The 14,074-nt window shown below is 69.1% G+C and carries 14 protein-coding genes; 9 read left to right on the top strand and 5 right to left on the bottom strand.

Going from position 1 to position 14,074, the window contains the following annotated elements; all coding sequences use genetic code 11:
• The 5 genes from VIR15_RS18960 to VIR15_RS18940 all read right to left on the bottom strand — a co-directional run.
• A partial coding sequence (locus VIR15_RS18960) for an MmgE/PrpD family protein (protein ID WP_331930625.1) occupies nucleotides 1-294 on the bottom strand: 294 nt, incomplete at its 3' end.
• Nucleotides 291-1,724, bottom strand: a complete 1,434-nt coding sequence (locus VIR15_RS18955) for an MmgE/PrpD family protein (protein WP_331930623.1) — start codon at nucleotides 1,722-1,724, stop codon at nucleotides 291-293. The genes VIR15_RS18960 and VIR15_RS18955, both read right to left, overlap by 4 nt.
• A complete protein-coding gene (locus VIR15_RS18950; protein ID WP_331930621.1) occupies nucleotides 1,721-2,560 on the bottom strand; it encodes a cyclase family protein in 840 nt (279 codons plus the stop codon). The genes VIR15_RS18955 and VIR15_RS18950 overlap by 4 nt, the downstream gene beginning before the upstream one ends.
• Nucleotides 2,557-3,492 (bottom strand): HpcH/HpaI aldolase/citrate lyase family protein, encoded by a 936-nt coding sequence (locus VIR15_RS18945; RefSeq protein ID WP_331930619.1) that lies wholly within the window; start codon nucleotides 3,490-3,492, stop codon nucleotides 2,557-2,559. Before VIR15_RS18945 ends, VIR15_RS18950 begins: the two co-directional genes overlap by 4 nt.
• The gene (locus VIR15_RS18940) at nucleotides 3,489-4,292 is read right to left on the bottom strand and encodes an IclR family transcriptional regulator (RefSeq protein ID WP_331930617.1); all 804 of its coding nucleotides are present in this window, start codon (nucleotides 4,290-4,292) and stop codon (nucleotides 3,489-3,491) included. Before VIR15_RS18940 ends, VIR15_RS18945 begins: the two co-directional genes overlap by 4 nt.
• 267 nt (nucleotides 4,293-4,559) lie before the next feature.
• On the opposite strand from VIR15_RS18940, the gene VIR15_RS18935 reads away from it, so the two are divergent.
• The 9 genes from VIR15_RS18935 to VIR15_RS18895 form a co-directional block, all read left to right on the top strand.
• Entirely contained in the window at nucleotides 4,560-5,801 is a 1,242-nt protein-coding gene (locus tag VIR15_RS18935) for an ABC transporter substrate-binding protein (RefSeq protein ID WP_331930615.1), read from the top strand.
• Between the two features lie 8 nt (nucleotides 5,802-5,809).
• Nucleotides 5,810-6,853 carry a branched-chain amino acid ABC transporter permease gene (locus VIR15_RS18930; RefSeq protein WP_331930613.1) on the top strand — a complete coding sequence of 348 codons (1,044 nt, stop codon included), beginning with the start codon at nucleotides 5,810-5,812 and terminating at the stop codon, nucleotides 6,851-6,853.
• On the top strand, nucleotides 6,850-7,890 hold the full coding sequence (locus VIR15_RS18925) for a branched-chain amino acid ABC transporter permease (RefSeq protein ID WP_331930611.1): 1,041 nt from the start codon (nucleotides 6,850-6,852) through the stop codon (nucleotides 7,888-7,890). The genes VIR15_RS18930 and VIR15_RS18925 overlap by 4 nt, the downstream gene beginning before the upstream one ends.
• Nucleotides 7,887-8,621, top strand: a complete 735-nt coding sequence (locus tag VIR15_RS18920) for an ABC transporter ATP-binding protein (protein ID WP_331930609.1) — start codon at nucleotides 7,887-7,889, stop codon at nucleotides 8,619-8,621. Before VIR15_RS18925 ends, VIR15_RS18920 begins: the two co-directional genes overlap by 4 nt.
• On the top strand, nucleotides 8,608-9,309 hold the full coding sequence (locus tag VIR15_RS18915; RefSeq protein WP_331930607.1) for an ABC transporter ATP-binding protein: 702 nt from the start codon (nucleotides 8,608-8,610) through the stop codon (nucleotides 9,307-9,309). The genes VIR15_RS18920 and VIR15_RS18915 overlap by 14 nt, the downstream gene beginning before the upstream one ends.
• A gap of 3 nt (nucleotides 9,310-9,312) precedes the next feature.
• On the top strand, nucleotides 9,313-10,701 hold the full coding sequence (locus VIR15_RS18910) for an MmgE/PrpD family protein (protein ID WP_331930605.1): 1,389 nt from the start codon (nucleotides 9,313-9,315) through the stop codon (nucleotides 10,699-10,701).
• An 11-nt stretch (nucleotides 10,702-10,712) separates the two neighbouring features.
• Entirely contained in the window at nucleotides 10,713-11,336 is a 624-nt protein-coding gene (locus tag VIR15_RS18905; RefSeq protein ID WP_331930603.1) for an aspartate/glutamate racemase family protein, read from the top strand.
• Nucleotides 11,333-12,721, top strand: coding sequence for an FAD-dependent oxidoreductase (locus VIR15_RS18900; protein ID WP_331930601.1), 1,389 nt, complete (start codon nucleotides 11,333-11,335; stop codon nucleotides 12,719-12,721). The genes VIR15_RS18905 and VIR15_RS18900 overlap by 4 nt, the downstream gene beginning before the upstream one ends.
• 10 nt (nucleotides 12,722-12,731) lie before the next feature.
• Nucleotides 12,732-14,074 (top strand): dihydroorotase (locus VIR15_RS18895; protein WP_331930599.1); only part of this gene is annotated, 1,343 nt, incomplete at its 3' end.

Here is a 14,074-nt window from a genome sequence, read left to right as displayed (position 1 = left end):
GGCTGCCGCGCCGTTGAGGGAACTGGCGAGCGATGCCGGCGCGGCATCCGGCGTGCCGAGAATCGTCGAGTGGCCTGGGGGCTCGTGCGTGCACACCCGCCGCAGCGAGACGAGCTCGTCCCGGCGACTTCCCCACGCCGTGACGGCGAACGTGTCGACGACGAGGTCACGCACGCGTTCACGCACGAGTGCCGGCACAGCGGCATACGACATGGTGGCCGCAGCGGCCGCCAGCCTGTCGAGACGGTTCTGGGCCACGCGTGTCCGTTCTTCGAGGTCGGCGTCCGGGATCACGTGACCAGACTCATCAGCTTGGTTGTCGATGCCGCGTGGAGAAGGTCGAAGGTCGCCTCGGCGAATCTCGTCGCGGCGTCCTCGGTGAGGCGGTGGCTGGCGTTGATCCGGAACTTCAGCGCGAGCTCGTCGGCGGACAGCGGGTTGCCAGGGCCGCCACGGTTGACGTCGACCCGGACCTCGCGCTTGGTGCCGTCCCGCAGCGTCACCCGGACGACCGCCGGGAACTGGTTGGGGAAGATCTCGTCACAGCGGGCGTCCGGCACGCACCGGACCTTGGCGGCCAGGGCGAGCCGGCTCTCGTCGCGAGCGGCCTCGTCGGTGAAGTCGTCGTGCCCGACGCCGAGGCCCCCACCGCCGATGAGCGCGGCAGCCACCGTGTAGGGACCGCTGAAGGCCGCGTGGTAGCCCGACTCGGGTCGCGCCTTGGCCTCGGGTGGCTCGGCGATGGTGCGCAGCACGGCTGTCGGCGCGCCGAGCTCGATGTCGACGACGTCCTCCGGCTTGACGCCGTCGCCGCGCAGCTGCAGGGCGGCGTCGATGCCGGCGTGGGTGAAGTGGTTGCACGGGTAGGGCTTGAAGAAGATGCCCGGGAGCTCCCAGTGCTCACCCAGCCGGTCGACGACGGCATCGACGTCGGCTCGATCGCCGCAGAAGGCGTGGAGGAAGCCGAACCGGCCCTCGATGACGGTCGGCGGTCCGGTGAGCCCGTGCTTGGCCAGGTCCGCTGCGACCACGCCGGAGTGGGCAGCCCAGCCGCAGTGCATCCGCTTGACCGTGCCACCGGTTCGGTTCGCCTCGAGCAGTCCGGCGCCCATGCTGGCGGCGATGCCGATGGCGTCGGTGATGCCCTTCTGCTCAAGGCCCAGGAGCATGGCAGCGCTGACCGCCGCGCCGATCGCGCCGCAGATGGACGTGGCGTGCTGGCCGCGGTCGAAGAATACGGAGTTGCCGAGCTCCCGGTCGTAGCCACCCATGCCGAGGCGCACCGCCACCTCGATGCCGACTCCTGCGGCGTCGAGGAGCTGCGGACCGGTCGCACCCGTCGCCTCGGCGACCGCGAGCGCCGCCGGGACGACGGACGAGGAGGGGTGCAGCACCGATGGCAGATGGGTGTCGTCGAAGTCCAGGGAGTGCGCGAGGGTGCCGTTGACGAGGGCGGCAGCGGGTGCGGGCAGGCGCGTGGCGGATCCGATGGCGGTCGCCTGATCGGTGCCGCCCCAGGCCGTGGCGACCGTGGTGACCGCCCTCGCGGCCGGCTGGTCGGCGGCGGCAAGGGAGTTGCCGAGGACATCCAGAACGCGTCTCGAGACGTCCGCGCGGAGCTCGTTCGACAGGCCGTCGTGCCGCACCTGGGCTGCGAGTGATCCGAGGCGCTGGGCCACGGTCTGCTGGGTCGTGGTCTGGTGGGCGGCGCTCTGCTGGGTCACGCTGCCACGACCGCAACTGGACGGATGGGCGAGCCGGTCCCGCCTGCGATGCGCAGGGGCGCCATGACGAAGACGAACTCGGTCAGGCCCTGCCGAGACGCCTCCTCGAGGTTCAGGTGCTCGATGATGTGGATGCCCGCGTCGACGAGGAGGACGCGGTGCACCGGCAGGATGGAGTGCCCCTTCCCAGGACGAATCTGTTCGTATGCCGTTGTGTCGGCTCCCGTGGTCCGGATCCCTTGCGCTGCCAGCCACTCCGCGGCCTCCACCGTGGGGCCGGGGACGCCGTCAGCCTGGCCAAGGTAGGTGGCGGGGTTGTCGAAGTGCCGGGCCCAGCCGGTCCGGATGAGCACGACGTCGCCTGGCTGGACCTGGACGTCCGCTCGCTCTGCGCTCGCCTCGAGGTCGGCCGCCGTCACGCCGTAACCGGGGGAAAGGGTGTCCACATCCTTGGTGGCGGCCACGTCGAGAAGGAGTCCTCGCGTGATCAGGAACGGGGTGTGCTCGGCACCCAACGTCGAGAAGCTCCCTCCTCGCTGGGCCTCGTCGGCATCGACCCCGCCATGGAGCAGGCCGTCATGGCTGACGTGCGAGAGGGCATCGACGTGCGTGCCCACGTGCCCACCGGTGACGATGATCTCGTTCGAGGCGGAGCCACCGTCGGGGCGGACCATGTCGCCGTGCCGGCGGATGAGAGTCATCCGGAAGCCCGGATGGTTGGGGGAGCATGGCATGCCCGTGAAGTGCGGATGACCGAGCTCGACCGTGCGGGTGCCACGCACGGCGTCGATCAGCGCTTGGGTCGTGGCCCGTGGGGTGGACGCCTCGGTGGTCATCGGTTCTCCTCGCTGCTGGTGGTGCTCGCGGTGCTGCTGCGTTCGGTGCGCCCGTCGGGTTGGGCGAGGGCAGCGAGCCGGAGGGTGAGCTGGGCACCCGCCACTACCGCGGGGTCGACGAAGCGGCCGTCGGGGGTGAGGGCTGCGACCTCGCCGCGCTCCCGGGCCCTGTCGTGCGCGTTGACGACGTCTTGGGCGCGGCTGAGTTCTTCGTTGGTCGGCTGGTAGACGTCGTGAACTGGCTGGATCTGCTTGGGGTGGACGACGGACCGGCCGAAGAACCCTTGGTCCCGACCGCTGGCAGTGCTGGACCGGAGGCCCTCGAGGTCGGCGACATCCGTGTAGACGCTCTGCACGGGCGACGGAAGCTCAGCCGCTCGTGCGACGGCGACCACCCATCCGCGCGCCCAGTCAAGCCCGGTGGGTGCGACCCTGAGGTCGGCCGCGAGGTCCGCCTCGCCGAGCGAGATACCGGCCACCGAGGGGTGGACAGTCGCGAGCTGCTGCGCAGCCATAAGGCCCCGCGCGGTCTCGAGGAGGAGCTGCAGCGGGCAGTCGATGGTGTGGGCCACCCGCCTGACCTCATCCGGGTCTTCGCTACGCGGCAGTCTCACCCCGTCGACCTCAGCTGCTGCGAGCGCTGCCAGGTCTGCAGCGCCCCACGGTGATCCCAGCGGGTTCATGCGCACCCACACCCATGGTCGCTCTCGTGGTCGCTCTGGTGAACGCTCTGGTGACCGCTCTCGTGCTCGCTCGACGGACAGGTCGCTCAGGAGGCTGAGCGCCGCATCGCGTGCCTCCTCCTTGCGTCCGGCCGGGACCGAGTCCTCGAGGTCGAGGACCACTGCATCCGCTCCGGAGACGAGCGCCTTGAGTGCCCGCTCCGGGTGGTGGGCCGGGACGTAGAGCCACGTCCGAACGAGCGCGGTCACGACGCGTCCCGCGTCTCGTCGAGCGGGAGCCCGCCCCGCCACCCGAGGGCACGCGAGATCCGGTCGGCGGCGTCCCGCACCAGGGGCACGGTGGAGGTCCGGACGTCCGCGGACATCCGGTAGGCGGGTCCGCACACCGACAGTGCGCCGACGACCTGACCGTCGAACCCGAAGATCGGCGACGCGACGCTGCCCGCACCGTGCTGACGCTCTCCGTCCGACTGCGCAGCCCCGGTGGCGCGGACGTCCTCGAGCCGGGCCGCGAGGTCACTCCGATCGGTGATGGTCTTCGGGGTGAGGGCCTCCAGGTCGTGTTGGGCGAGGAAGTCGTGGCGTTCGGTGGCCGGAAGGAAGGCGAGGATGGACCGGCTCGAGGAGCCGGCGTGGAGCGGGAAGCGCCGGCCGAGCTCGACAGTCATCTTGATCTCGCGCGTGCTCTCGATCTGGTCGAGATAGACGCGCCCACCGGGCACCCGCGCGGAGATCGTCACGGTCTCCCCGGTGGCCGCCTGGAGGCTTCGCATGATCGGCAGGGCGGCTGACCGAAGACTCGACTCACGCAGGGCCCGGGCACCCAGCGAGGCGAGGGATGGGCCGAGTGCGTACTCCCTCGTGCGAGGCTCACTCACCAGGAACCCGCGCTCCACCAAGCTGGACAGGGTCCGGTGGACGACCGTCTTGGACAGGCCCAGGGCACGCGCAATCGCCGTGACGCCAAGGGAGTCCGGGCCATCTGTGAAGAGCATGAGGACGTCCGCGACCCGCGTCGCCGTCTCGGTTCCCTTGCGCTCCGTCGCCACGGTGGCTCCTCCATCGGACACGGTGCCGCCGGCGGACCATCCGGTCAGTTCAGGGCTCGCAGCCGATCTCGTTCCTGTCAGTGGAACAGAGTATGCAACGCGGTTCTGGGGCGTGCAACCGCGGGCCTGGTGATGAATGAGCCGTGCATTTTTGGGTATCGCGAATGTTTAACAAACACTTGACCGTGCCTTTGGCGGGCTGTCAGTCTGTGCCGCACAAGGCGACTGTTCCGACTAACGGAACGTCCTGGGACTCAGGAGTGACCCATGAAGAAGGCCTGGTTCATCGGGGTGTCGATGGTGATACCGCTCGCGCTCAGTGCGTGCGGCGGCTCGGGCACGAGCGGGGACTCGGGCGCGACAGGGGGCGGTGGGGGAGAAACCATCAAGATCGCGTCCCTGCACCCCCTCAGTGGCGCGTCCGCTGCCGACGGGCAGCAGATGGACAATGGGGCGAAGCTCGCCGTCGAGGCGATCAATTCCGCCGGCGGTATCAAGTCGCTGGGCGGTGCGAAGCTCGAGCTGGTCTCAGCGGACTCGCAGGGCAAGCCCGAGGTGGGCCAGAGCGAGGCGCAGCGGCTGATCCAGGACGGAGCGGTCGGCATCGTCGGCACCTACCAGAGCGCGGTCAGCGCCAACGTAGCCACGGTGGCGGAGCGGAACAAGGTGCCCTTCATCATCGACATCTCCGTGGCCGACTCGATCCTCAACCAGGGTTTCAAGTACACCTTCCGGGTGCAGCCGAGCGCGACCGTGATCGGCGAGGAGGGGGCGCAGTACCTCTTCGACATGTCGACGGCAGCAGGAAAGCCCGTCAAGAAGGCCGCCTTCCTCCATGAGCAGGGTCCGTTCGGTTCCGGTGTGCGAGACGCGTTCACCAAGCGCGCGAAGGAGCTCGGCTTCGAGGTCAGCCCTGCGATCAGCTACGACGCGGCGAGTGTCGCCGACCTCACCACGGCCGTGACGCAGGTCAAGGCATCGGGCGCGGACGTTCTCGCGGTTGCCGGCTACTACCGGGACGGCGTGCTCGTCGCCAAGGCGGTGGACGCGGTCAAGCCTCCGATCAACGCCGTCTACGGCGTCGCGAACGGCGCCTTCGACCTTCCGCAGTTCCCCAAGGATGCGGGCGCTGCGGCTGAGGGCTACTTCGACGCGAACTACCACCCGGACTTCACGAAGGACACGACAAAGGCCTTCGCGGAGCTCTACAAGAAGCGGTACAACGACGACGTCCGCACCGGCGCCGTCCTGTCGTACGACTCCGTCCGAGTGCTGGCGGACGCCATCGAGCGGGCCAAGAGCACCGAGCCCGCCAAGATCCGTGACGCGGTTGCGCAGACGAGCCTGGAGTCCCTCATGGCTCAGAGCGGCCCGATCGCGTTCGACGAGAAGGGCGAGAACAAGGGCGCCATCCCGATCCTCATGCAGGTCCAGGACGGCGTGGTCAACCAGGTCTGGCCCAAGGAGCTCGCCCAGGCCGAGCCGAAGTACCCGGCCACGGGCAGCTGAACGACTCCATGTCGGAGCACCAGTCCGAGGCGTCCTCCTCAAGAACGGGTCTTGAGGAGGACACCTCCCTCGCGTCGACCGCGAGTGGCGGCCACGTGTGGCGGCCTACGAACGCGTTCACGCGCAGCAGGGTCATCCTCGCGGTCGTCATCGCGGCAGCCGTCGTGCTCGCCTATGTCCGAGCGGACAGCCCGGTCATTGCCACGCAGGCGATCGTGACCGGCGTGCTCATCGGTGGCGTGTACGGCTTGGTAGCGATGGGGCTCACTCTCATCTTCGGTGTCCTCGACATCGTCAACTTCGCCCACGGCGCCTTCCTTGCCGTCGCACTCTTCGTGACCTGGTGGCTCGTCAGCAACTCCGGCCTGCACCCCTACGTCACGATGGTCGTCACCGCACCGGTGATGTTCGCCCTCGGGTACGCCGTCCAGCGAGGCATCCTCTCCGGCGCGATGGGCAAACCCCTGGAGAACCAGCTGCTCATCACCTTGGGGATCGCCCTCGTGCTGGAGAACGCCCTGCTGCTCATCTTCGGCGCCAACCCCAAGTCCGTTTCGCTGCCGGGGGATCGCGCGATCGGGATCTTCGGCGCCGTGGCCGATCTCTCGAGGATCATCGCCTTCGCCGGCGCTCTCCTGCTGGCGGGACTGCTGTTCCTGGTCCTGCAGCGCACCAGGCTCGGCACGGCGATCCGAGCAGTGGCCGCCAACGCCAAGGGCGCTCAGCTCGTCGGCATCGACACGCGAGGCATCCATGCCCTGACCTTCGCCATCGGCACCGCCTGCGCAGGCGCTGCCGGGACGCTCGTGGCCCCGCTCGTCACGATCGAGCCGAGCACCGGATCCCTGTTCAACATCATCGCGTTCGTCGTCGTCGTGATCGGCGGCATGGGCAACGTCGTGGGGGCGCTGATCGGAGGACTCATCATCGGGCTCACCGAGCAGCTCGGCACCATCTTCCTCCCCGGTCAGAGTCCGCTCCTGTCGGTCTTCATCGTCTTCGTCCTCGTGCTGTTCCTCCGGCCGCAGGGACTTCTCGGGAGGTCGTCATGACGCAGACCGCGACGACGGACCGCGTCGAGTCGAAGCCGCTCCCGCGCAAGCCGTGGAACCGCCACCTGCTGGCCATCGCGATCCTCTGCCTCCTCATGATTCCGGTGCCCTTGGTGCTGCCGCCGTCTCAGCAGGCGATTGCCATCAGGGTCCTGATCCTCGCCCTGATGTCGGTGGGCTGGAACATCATGAGCGGGTTCGGGGGGCTCTTCTCCTTCGGCCACGCCGCCTACTTCGGGCTCGGCGCCTATGCAACGGCGTGGCTGCTGGTCGAGAAGGAGGTCTCGCCGTGGATCGGGTTGGCGGTGGGCGTGATCATCGCCGCAGTCTTCGCAATCGTGTCCGGGTTCCTCGCCCTGCGCTACCGGCTCAAGGGCGCGTACTTCGCGCTGGCCACCTTCGCCTTCGCCGAGATGTTCCGGCTGCTCGCCACCAACAGTGACTTCGTCAACCGCGCCGAGGGGTACCACGTCCCGCTCCGGGTGGACGAGTCGTGGTGGTGGATGCAGTTCGCTCCGGACTCACCGAACTACTTCTGGATCGGGCTGGGGTTCCTCGTCCTGGCGCTCGTCATCAGCGTCCTGTTCCTCCGCTCCAGGACGGGCCAGTTTGCCCTCGCTGTGCGTGATGACCAGGACGCTGCCGCATCGCTCGGCATCCACGTGATCCGCTACCGGCTCACGACGATGGCCCTGTCGGCTGCGATCACGGCCGTCGCCGGGGGCTTCTACGTCCAGTACTACTTGTTCATCGACCCCGACCTCGCGTTCGGATCAGCGGTCTCCATCCAGGCGATCCTCCCTGCAGTCATCGGGGGAGTGGGAACCATCTGGGGACCGGTCATCGGAGCCGTCATCCTCGGGCCGCTGTCCGACTTCACCGCGACGCTCCTGCGCAACCCGCCGGAGTTCCTTGCCTTCCTCGCGGGGCGTGGGGGACTGGACGTCATGATCTACGGACTGCTCCTCATCGTCATCATCCTGGTCCTCCCCCAGGGCATCTACAGCGCCATCCGGGACAGGTGGTTCCGGTCATGAGCATCCTTCGGGTCGAGGGCCTCACCAAGCGGTTCAGGGGCGTGACGGCGGTCGACGGCGTCAGCTTCGAGGTCGAGGAAGGCAGCATCCTCGGCATCATCGGACCCAACGGCGCCGGCAAGACCACCGTGTTCAACCTCATCGCGGGGGCGATCCCGGCCGACTCTGGCCGGACCCACCTCGAGGGCGCGGACATCACCGGTAAGCCCCCGCACGCCATCGCTCGAGCGGGGATGGCCCGCACCTTCCAGCTCATGCGCCCGTTCTACTCGATGAGCGTGCTCGACAACGTCGCCATCGCGGTCCTCGCCGGCTCCGGAACTCGGCGCACCGCGCGTGACGACGCCGCGACGATCATCGACACCGTCGGCCTTGGCGCGTGGCGCGACTCGGCCACCGAGGGCCTTCCCACCGCCGCACTCAAGAGGCTCGAGCTGGCCAGGGCGCTCGCCCTGCGCCCGAAGGTGCTGCTCCTCGATGAGGTGCTGGCCGGTCTGGTGCCCGCCGAGCGGGCTCCGGTGCTCGACCTGCTCGAACGCCTGCGAACCGATGAGGGAGTGACTCTCGTCTTCGTGGAGCACATCATGGCGGCAGTGATGCGGCTGTCGGACTCGGTCCTCGTCCTCAACCTGGGGAAGGTGCTGACCAGCGGCCGACCCGAGGAGGTCACCAAGGATCCTCGTGTCATCGAGGCCTACCTCGGAGAGGAGCCGACCCGTGCTGACTCTTGAGAAGGTCACCGCTGGGTACCACCGGCTCCAGATCCTCCACGAGATCTCGATCGAGGTGAACGAGGGCGAGATCGTCTCGATCGTCGGTGCAAACGGCGCCGGCAAGACGACGACGCTCAACACCATCGCGGGTCTGGTCAAACCGACGTCCGGGTCGATCACGTTCGCCGGGAAGCCTGCCGGTGGTCGCCGGCCGAGCGACCTCGTGCAGGAGGGCCTCGTCCTGGTCCCCGAGGGGCGGGCGCTCTTCGGCAACCTCAGCGTGGAGGAGAACCTCCAGATGGGTGGCTGGTCGCGAGACCGGGCGGACCTCACCGGCTCCATGGACGACGTGTTCGAGCTCTTCCCGATTCTTCGCGAACGGCGCGCACAGGTCGCCGAGACGTTCAGTGGCGGCCAGCAGCAGATGCTGGCCATCGGCCGCGCCCTCATGGCCAAGCCGAAGTTGCTCATGCTCGACGAGCCGTCCACGGGTCTTTCGCCCAAGCTGACGTGGGCGGTGCTCGATGCCATCAAGCGCATTCGCGACACGGGCGTCGCCGTGCTGCTCGTCGAGCAGAATGCCAGCCAGGCGCTCGCGATGGCCGACCGGGCCTACGTCCTCGAGAGCGGCAGCGTCGTCCTGGAGGGCCCCGGGCCCCAACTGGCCCAGGACGACCGGGTCCGCGCGGCCTACCTGGGTATGTGAAGCATGGACCTCGAGACCGCTTCGGCCACGGCAACCTTGGGCGACTGGGTCGCTGGGTTGCGCTGGGAGGCGGTTCCCGGCCGGGTGCAGCAACGGCTGCGCCTTGTGCTGCTCGATGTCTTGGCCGTGGCCTGCCTGGGCGCGACGGATTCGGCACAGCAGCGATTCGTCACTGCCTGGGCGCCTGGCGCCGGACCATCTCCGGTCTTCGGAGCGGGCGCCCACGCCAACGTTGAGGCTGCCGCCTGGCTCAACGCAACCGCGCTCGTCCGTCTCGAGCTCGACGAGGGAAACAAGTACGCCAAGGGGCATCCCGCCGCGCACGGGTTCCCGGCGGTCCTGGCGCTGGCCGCCGCCCAGCAGGTGGATTCGGCTGACCTGCTCATCTCCCTACTGGCCGCCTACGAGGTCGCGGCACGGTACGGCCGGGCAACCCGGCTTCGGAGCGGGATGCATCCGCACGGCTCCTGGGGCGTCGTCGGTGCCGCTGCTGGATGCGCCCGTCTCCTCCGGTTGGATGGCGAGGCCACGGCCGGAGCGATCGACGCCGCGACTGGGATGCCCATCGCGGGCCACTTCGCCAGCGCACTCGACGGCAACAGGGTGCGCGACGCGTGGATGGGGGCATCCAACGTCTCGGGCCTCAACGCGGCTCGCCTCGCCGCGGCCGGCCTGGCCTCGAACACCGGGACGGCCGCGCTGACTCTCGGGGAGCTGCTCGGAGCATTCGATCCGCAGGAGACGACGTCCGGGCTCGGGACCCGCTGGGACATCGAGCACGGCTACTTCAAGCGGCACGCAGCCTGCTCCTTCACCCACCCGGCCGCCGACGCCGTGCTGGCACTGCGGGAGTCGGGTCGTCTCCCGGAGCCGACGAGGATCGACGCGATCACGGTGGACACCCACTCCCTGGCCGTGGGTCTCGATCGCCCGACGTGGGACAACCGGCTCTCGGCGATGTTCTCCATCCCCTTCGTGGTCGCTGCGGCACTCGTCCACGGAACCCTGGGACCCGAGGCCTCGGACGACGACGCGCTGCAGGACCCAACCGTGCGCGCCCTGGCCCAGCGGGTCCACGTCCGGCTCGCCCCGGACCTCGACGCGAGGCTGCCAGCCGAGCGGCCCGCGCGGGTCACGATCACCGCGGGGACGGAGCACGTCACCGAGGAACGCCCGAACCCGGTGGGGGACAGTGACTTCCACCCGTTTGACGAGCCCGGCCTCCGCGCCATGCTCGCGGAGCTCTTTGGCGGCACGGCTCCCGTGGACCGGGTTGCCCGGGCGGTCGATGGGCTCTTCGCCGGGCAGGCCGCCTCTGTTCTTGACGTCCTCGCTGCGCCCCTCGACACCGACCTCAACGCGGTCGCGCCGCCCACCTCATCCTCGTCCTGAAGGTCAACCCAATGCGCATCTTCTCCGTCACGCCCATCCACGTCGGTCCAGGCGAGCTGGCTCGCCGCCAGGCCCGTTACCGCTCCCTCGTCCCCGCGGGGGTCACTCTCGACCTCGTCGACATCGGGCCCGAAGCGCCCAGGGCCCTCGACACTGACGACGACGTCCGCGCGAGCGAGGCTGCCGTCATGGCCGCGTTTCGGGCGGCGCCCGCGGGCTACGACGTGCTTATGCCCGACTGCGTTCTCGACCCGGGCGTCGCGGACCTCGCCGGCGAGCTGCCGATCGTCGGCATCCTGCAGCTCAGCCTGGGCTGGCAGGTCATCCGGGGCCGGAAGGTTGGTCTCGTGGCCCGGAACGACGCCATCGCCGACGAGTTGAGGGCCCGCGCGGCTGTCTACGGGTGGAGCGATCACGTTGACGGTGTGCAGGTCCTTGGTCTCGGTGTTGAGGCCATCGCGGACCACAACCAGTGGACCGCCGGCCTCGAGGCGGCTCTGGACAGGTTCGGGGAGGGCGTCTCGACGGTGATCAACGGATGTTCCGCCGTCGAGGTCAAGGACGACCGCGGCATCTCCGTGGTCGACCCGACGGCTTTGGCCCTACGACTGCTCGCGGCGGGTGGCGTTCGATGAGTGACGAGCGGCCCGATCTTGTCGTCGCCGGTGCAGGCGGGGGTCTCGTCGGTGCCCTCCGAGCGGCTGAGCTGGGCCTGGACGTTCTGGTCGTCGAGGCGTCCGCGCACTACCGGCGCGGCAACAACACGTCCATGTCGACGGCCATGATTCCTGCGGCGGGTTCCCGCTGGCAGCGGGAAGTGGGGATCGACGACTCTCCCGAGCAGTTCGTCGCTGACGTCCGGGCCAAGACGAAGGGCCAGGGCGACGAGCGCGTGGCCGGCGCGCTGGGCGAGGTGTCGGCGCGCTTCGCGGACTGGCTGGCCGACCACCTCGGCATCCCGCTGCAGCTCGTGACGGACTTCCACTACCCGGGGCACAGCGTCGACCGCTGCCTCACGGTCGAGGGGCGTCACGGCTCGATCCTGCTCGACCACCTCATCCGGAAGGTCAAGGAGGACGACCGGATCACGATGCTCGTTCCCGCTCGGCTCGTCGATGTGGTGCTCGGCGAGGACGGGTGCACCGCGGTCATCGAGCAGCCGGACGGGACCGAGCTGCGCGTGGAGACCGGCGCTGTCCTCCTCGCCAGCAACGGTTACGGCGGCGACCGAGAGCTCGTCGAGCAGTACCTGCCCGAGATCGCGGGAGCCGTCTACCACGGCAGCGAGACCTCCCGTGGTGATGCCCTGCGGATCGGCGAGCGGCTCGGCGCGGCAACGGCATTCCTCGACGCATATCAAGGGCATGCCGCCCTGGCCAAGCGTGGCGCAACCCTGGTCGGCTGGGCGACCATCATGCACGGCGGCTTCATGGTGAACGCGGAAGGACGGCGGTTCGGCGACGAGACGACCGGCTATTCCGAGTACGCCGCTCAGCTCGCCGCACAGCAGGGTGCCGAGGGCTGGATCATCCTCGACCAACGGGTCCACGACGCGTGTCTGGCCTTCACCGACTTCCGCCAGACGGTGGAGAGCGGGGCGCTCGTGTGGGGTGATTCCCTCGACGCCCTGGCCCAGTCCATCGGCGTCAGCGCCGCTGCCTTGTCGGAGGAGGCCGCCAGCCTCGCGGAGGTCGCCGAAGGGGCGGGCGCCGACCGGTTCGGTCGCGTGAGCGTGGAAGCCGCGCTCGTTCCCCCTTTTGCGGCGGTGAAGGTGGTGCCGGCCCTGTTCCACACGCAAGGCGGCCTCGTCGTGGACGAGCACGCCCAAGTCCTGCTCCCCGAGGGCACCGCGATCCGCGGCCTCTACGCCTCCGGCGGTGCCGCCGAGGGGATCTCCGGACACGGAGCAGCGGGATACCTCGCGGGCAACGGCCTGCTGCCCGCGCTGGGCCTCGCCTTCCTCGCAGCCGAACACGTCGCGTCCGTCCATGAACGACCAGCGACCCCCATCACGTCCTGAAGGAGGACCCATGCTCGACCTGCTGATCAAGAACGTCACCGTCGTCACCACCGAGGACGGAGCCGGCGAGTCAGGGCAGCGACTGGACCTCGGTATCGCCGACGGCAAGTTCGCCCGGGTTGAGGCCGACATCCCTGCTGAGGAGGCCGCCGAGGTCGTCGACGGTCGGGGCCTCGTCGCCTTCCCCGGGGTCGTCGACGCCCACCAGCACTGGGGCATCTACAACCCGCTGGAGGAGGACACGGTCACGGAGAGCCGGGCCAGCGCGCAGGGCGGTGTCACGACCGGGATCACCTACATGCGCACGGGTCAGTACTACCTCAACCAGGGCGGCCCCTACCGGGAGTTCTTCCCCAAGGTGCTGGGAGCCGCGGAGGGCCGGTCCTTTGTGGACTATGCCTTCCACCTGGCGCCGATGATGCGTGAGCATATCGACGAGATCCCTTCCATCATCACCGAGTTCGGCGTGCCGTCCTTCAAGATCTTCATGTTCTACGGTAGCCACGGCCTGCACGGCAGGTCCCAGGACCAGAGCGAGTTCCTCATGATCCCGCCGGGCGAGCGCTACGACCTCGCGCACTTCGAATTCGTGATGCGGGGCATCCAGCAGGCCCGTGAGCAGCTGCCGGAGCTCGCCGACCAGATCTCCCTGTCGCTGCACTGCGAGACGGCAGAGATCATGACTGCCTACACCAGGCTGGTCGAGGAGGCCGGCGAGCTCACGGGTCTCGCCGCCTACAGCGCGTCCCGGCCACCTCACTCCGAGGGCCTCGCGATCACCATCGCGTCCTATCTGGCCGATGAGACCCAGCTGCCGAACATCAACCTGCTCCACCTCACCTCCGCGAAGGCCCTCAAGGCGGCCATGCTCATGAAACAGACCTTCCCCCACGTCAACTTCCGCCGTGAGGTCACCATCGGGCACCTGCTCGCCGACGTCGAGACCGCCCAGGGCGTCGGCGGCAAGGTCAACCCGCCGCTGCGCCCGCGCGCCGACGTCGAGGCGCTGTGGGCGCACCTACTCGCCGGCGAGGTGGACTGGGTGGTCAGCGACCACGCCTGCTGCCGCGACGAGATGAAGTTTGGCTCCCCCCGCGAGGACGTGTTCCTGGCCAAGTCCGGCTTCGGCGGTGCCGAATACCTGCTGCCCGGGCTGGTCAGCGAAGGCCGCAAGCGGGGCCTGTCCCTCTCACGCATCGCGGCGTTGACGTCGTGGAACCCGGCCCAACGCTTCGGGCTGCACTCCAAGGGCACGATCGCGCCGGGCTTCGACGCCGACATCGCGCTGGTCGACCCGGACGCGTCCTGGGTGATCGATGCCGCCGAGTCGGAGTCCACCCAGGAATACACACC

The organism is Intrasporangium sp. (genome assembly GCF_036566125.1).
In the GTDB taxonomy this organism is placed as follows: domain Bacteria; phylum Actinomycetota; class Actinomycetes; order Actinomycetales; family Dermatophilaceae; genus Intrasporangium.
This window is presented reverse-complemented; position numbering and strand designations above follow the sequence as displayed.

Excerpts from the sequence above, each read along its gene's own strand:
- VIR15_RS18950 (WP_331930621.1), bottom strand. The coding sequence starts at position 2,560 with ATGACCACCGAGGCGTCCACCCCACGGGCCACGACCCAAGCGCTGATC.
- VIR15_RS18930 (WP_331930613.1), top strand. The coding sequence starts at position 5,810 with ATGTCGGAGCACCAGTCCGAGGCGTCCTCCTCAAGAACGGGTCTTGAG.
- VIR15_RS18910 (WP_331930605.1), top strand. The coding sequence starts at position 9,313 with ATGGACCTCGAGACCGCTTCGGCCACGGCAACCTTGGGCGACTGGGTC.
- VIR15_RS18920 (WP_331930609.1), top strand. The coding sequence starts at position 7,887 with ATGAGCATCCTTCGGGTCGAGGGCCTCACCAAGCGGTTCAGGGGCGTG.
- VIR15_RS18935 (WP_331930615.1), top strand. The coding sequence starts at position 4,560 with ATGAAGAAGGCCTGGTTCATCGGGGTGTCGATGGTGATACCGCTCGCG.
- VIR15_RS18905 (WP_331930603.1), top strand. The coding sequence starts at position 10,713 with ATGCGCATCTTCTCCGTCACGCCCATCCACGTCGGTCCAGGCGAGCTG.
- VIR15_RS18925 (WP_331930611.1), top strand. The coding sequence starts at position 6,850 with ATGACGCAGACCGCGACGACGGACCGCGTCGAGTCGAAGCCGCTCCCG.
- VIR15_RS18900 (WP_331930601.1), top strand. The coding sequence starts at position 11,333 with ATGAGTGACGAGCGGCCCGATCTTGTCGTCGCCGGTGCAGGCGGGGGT.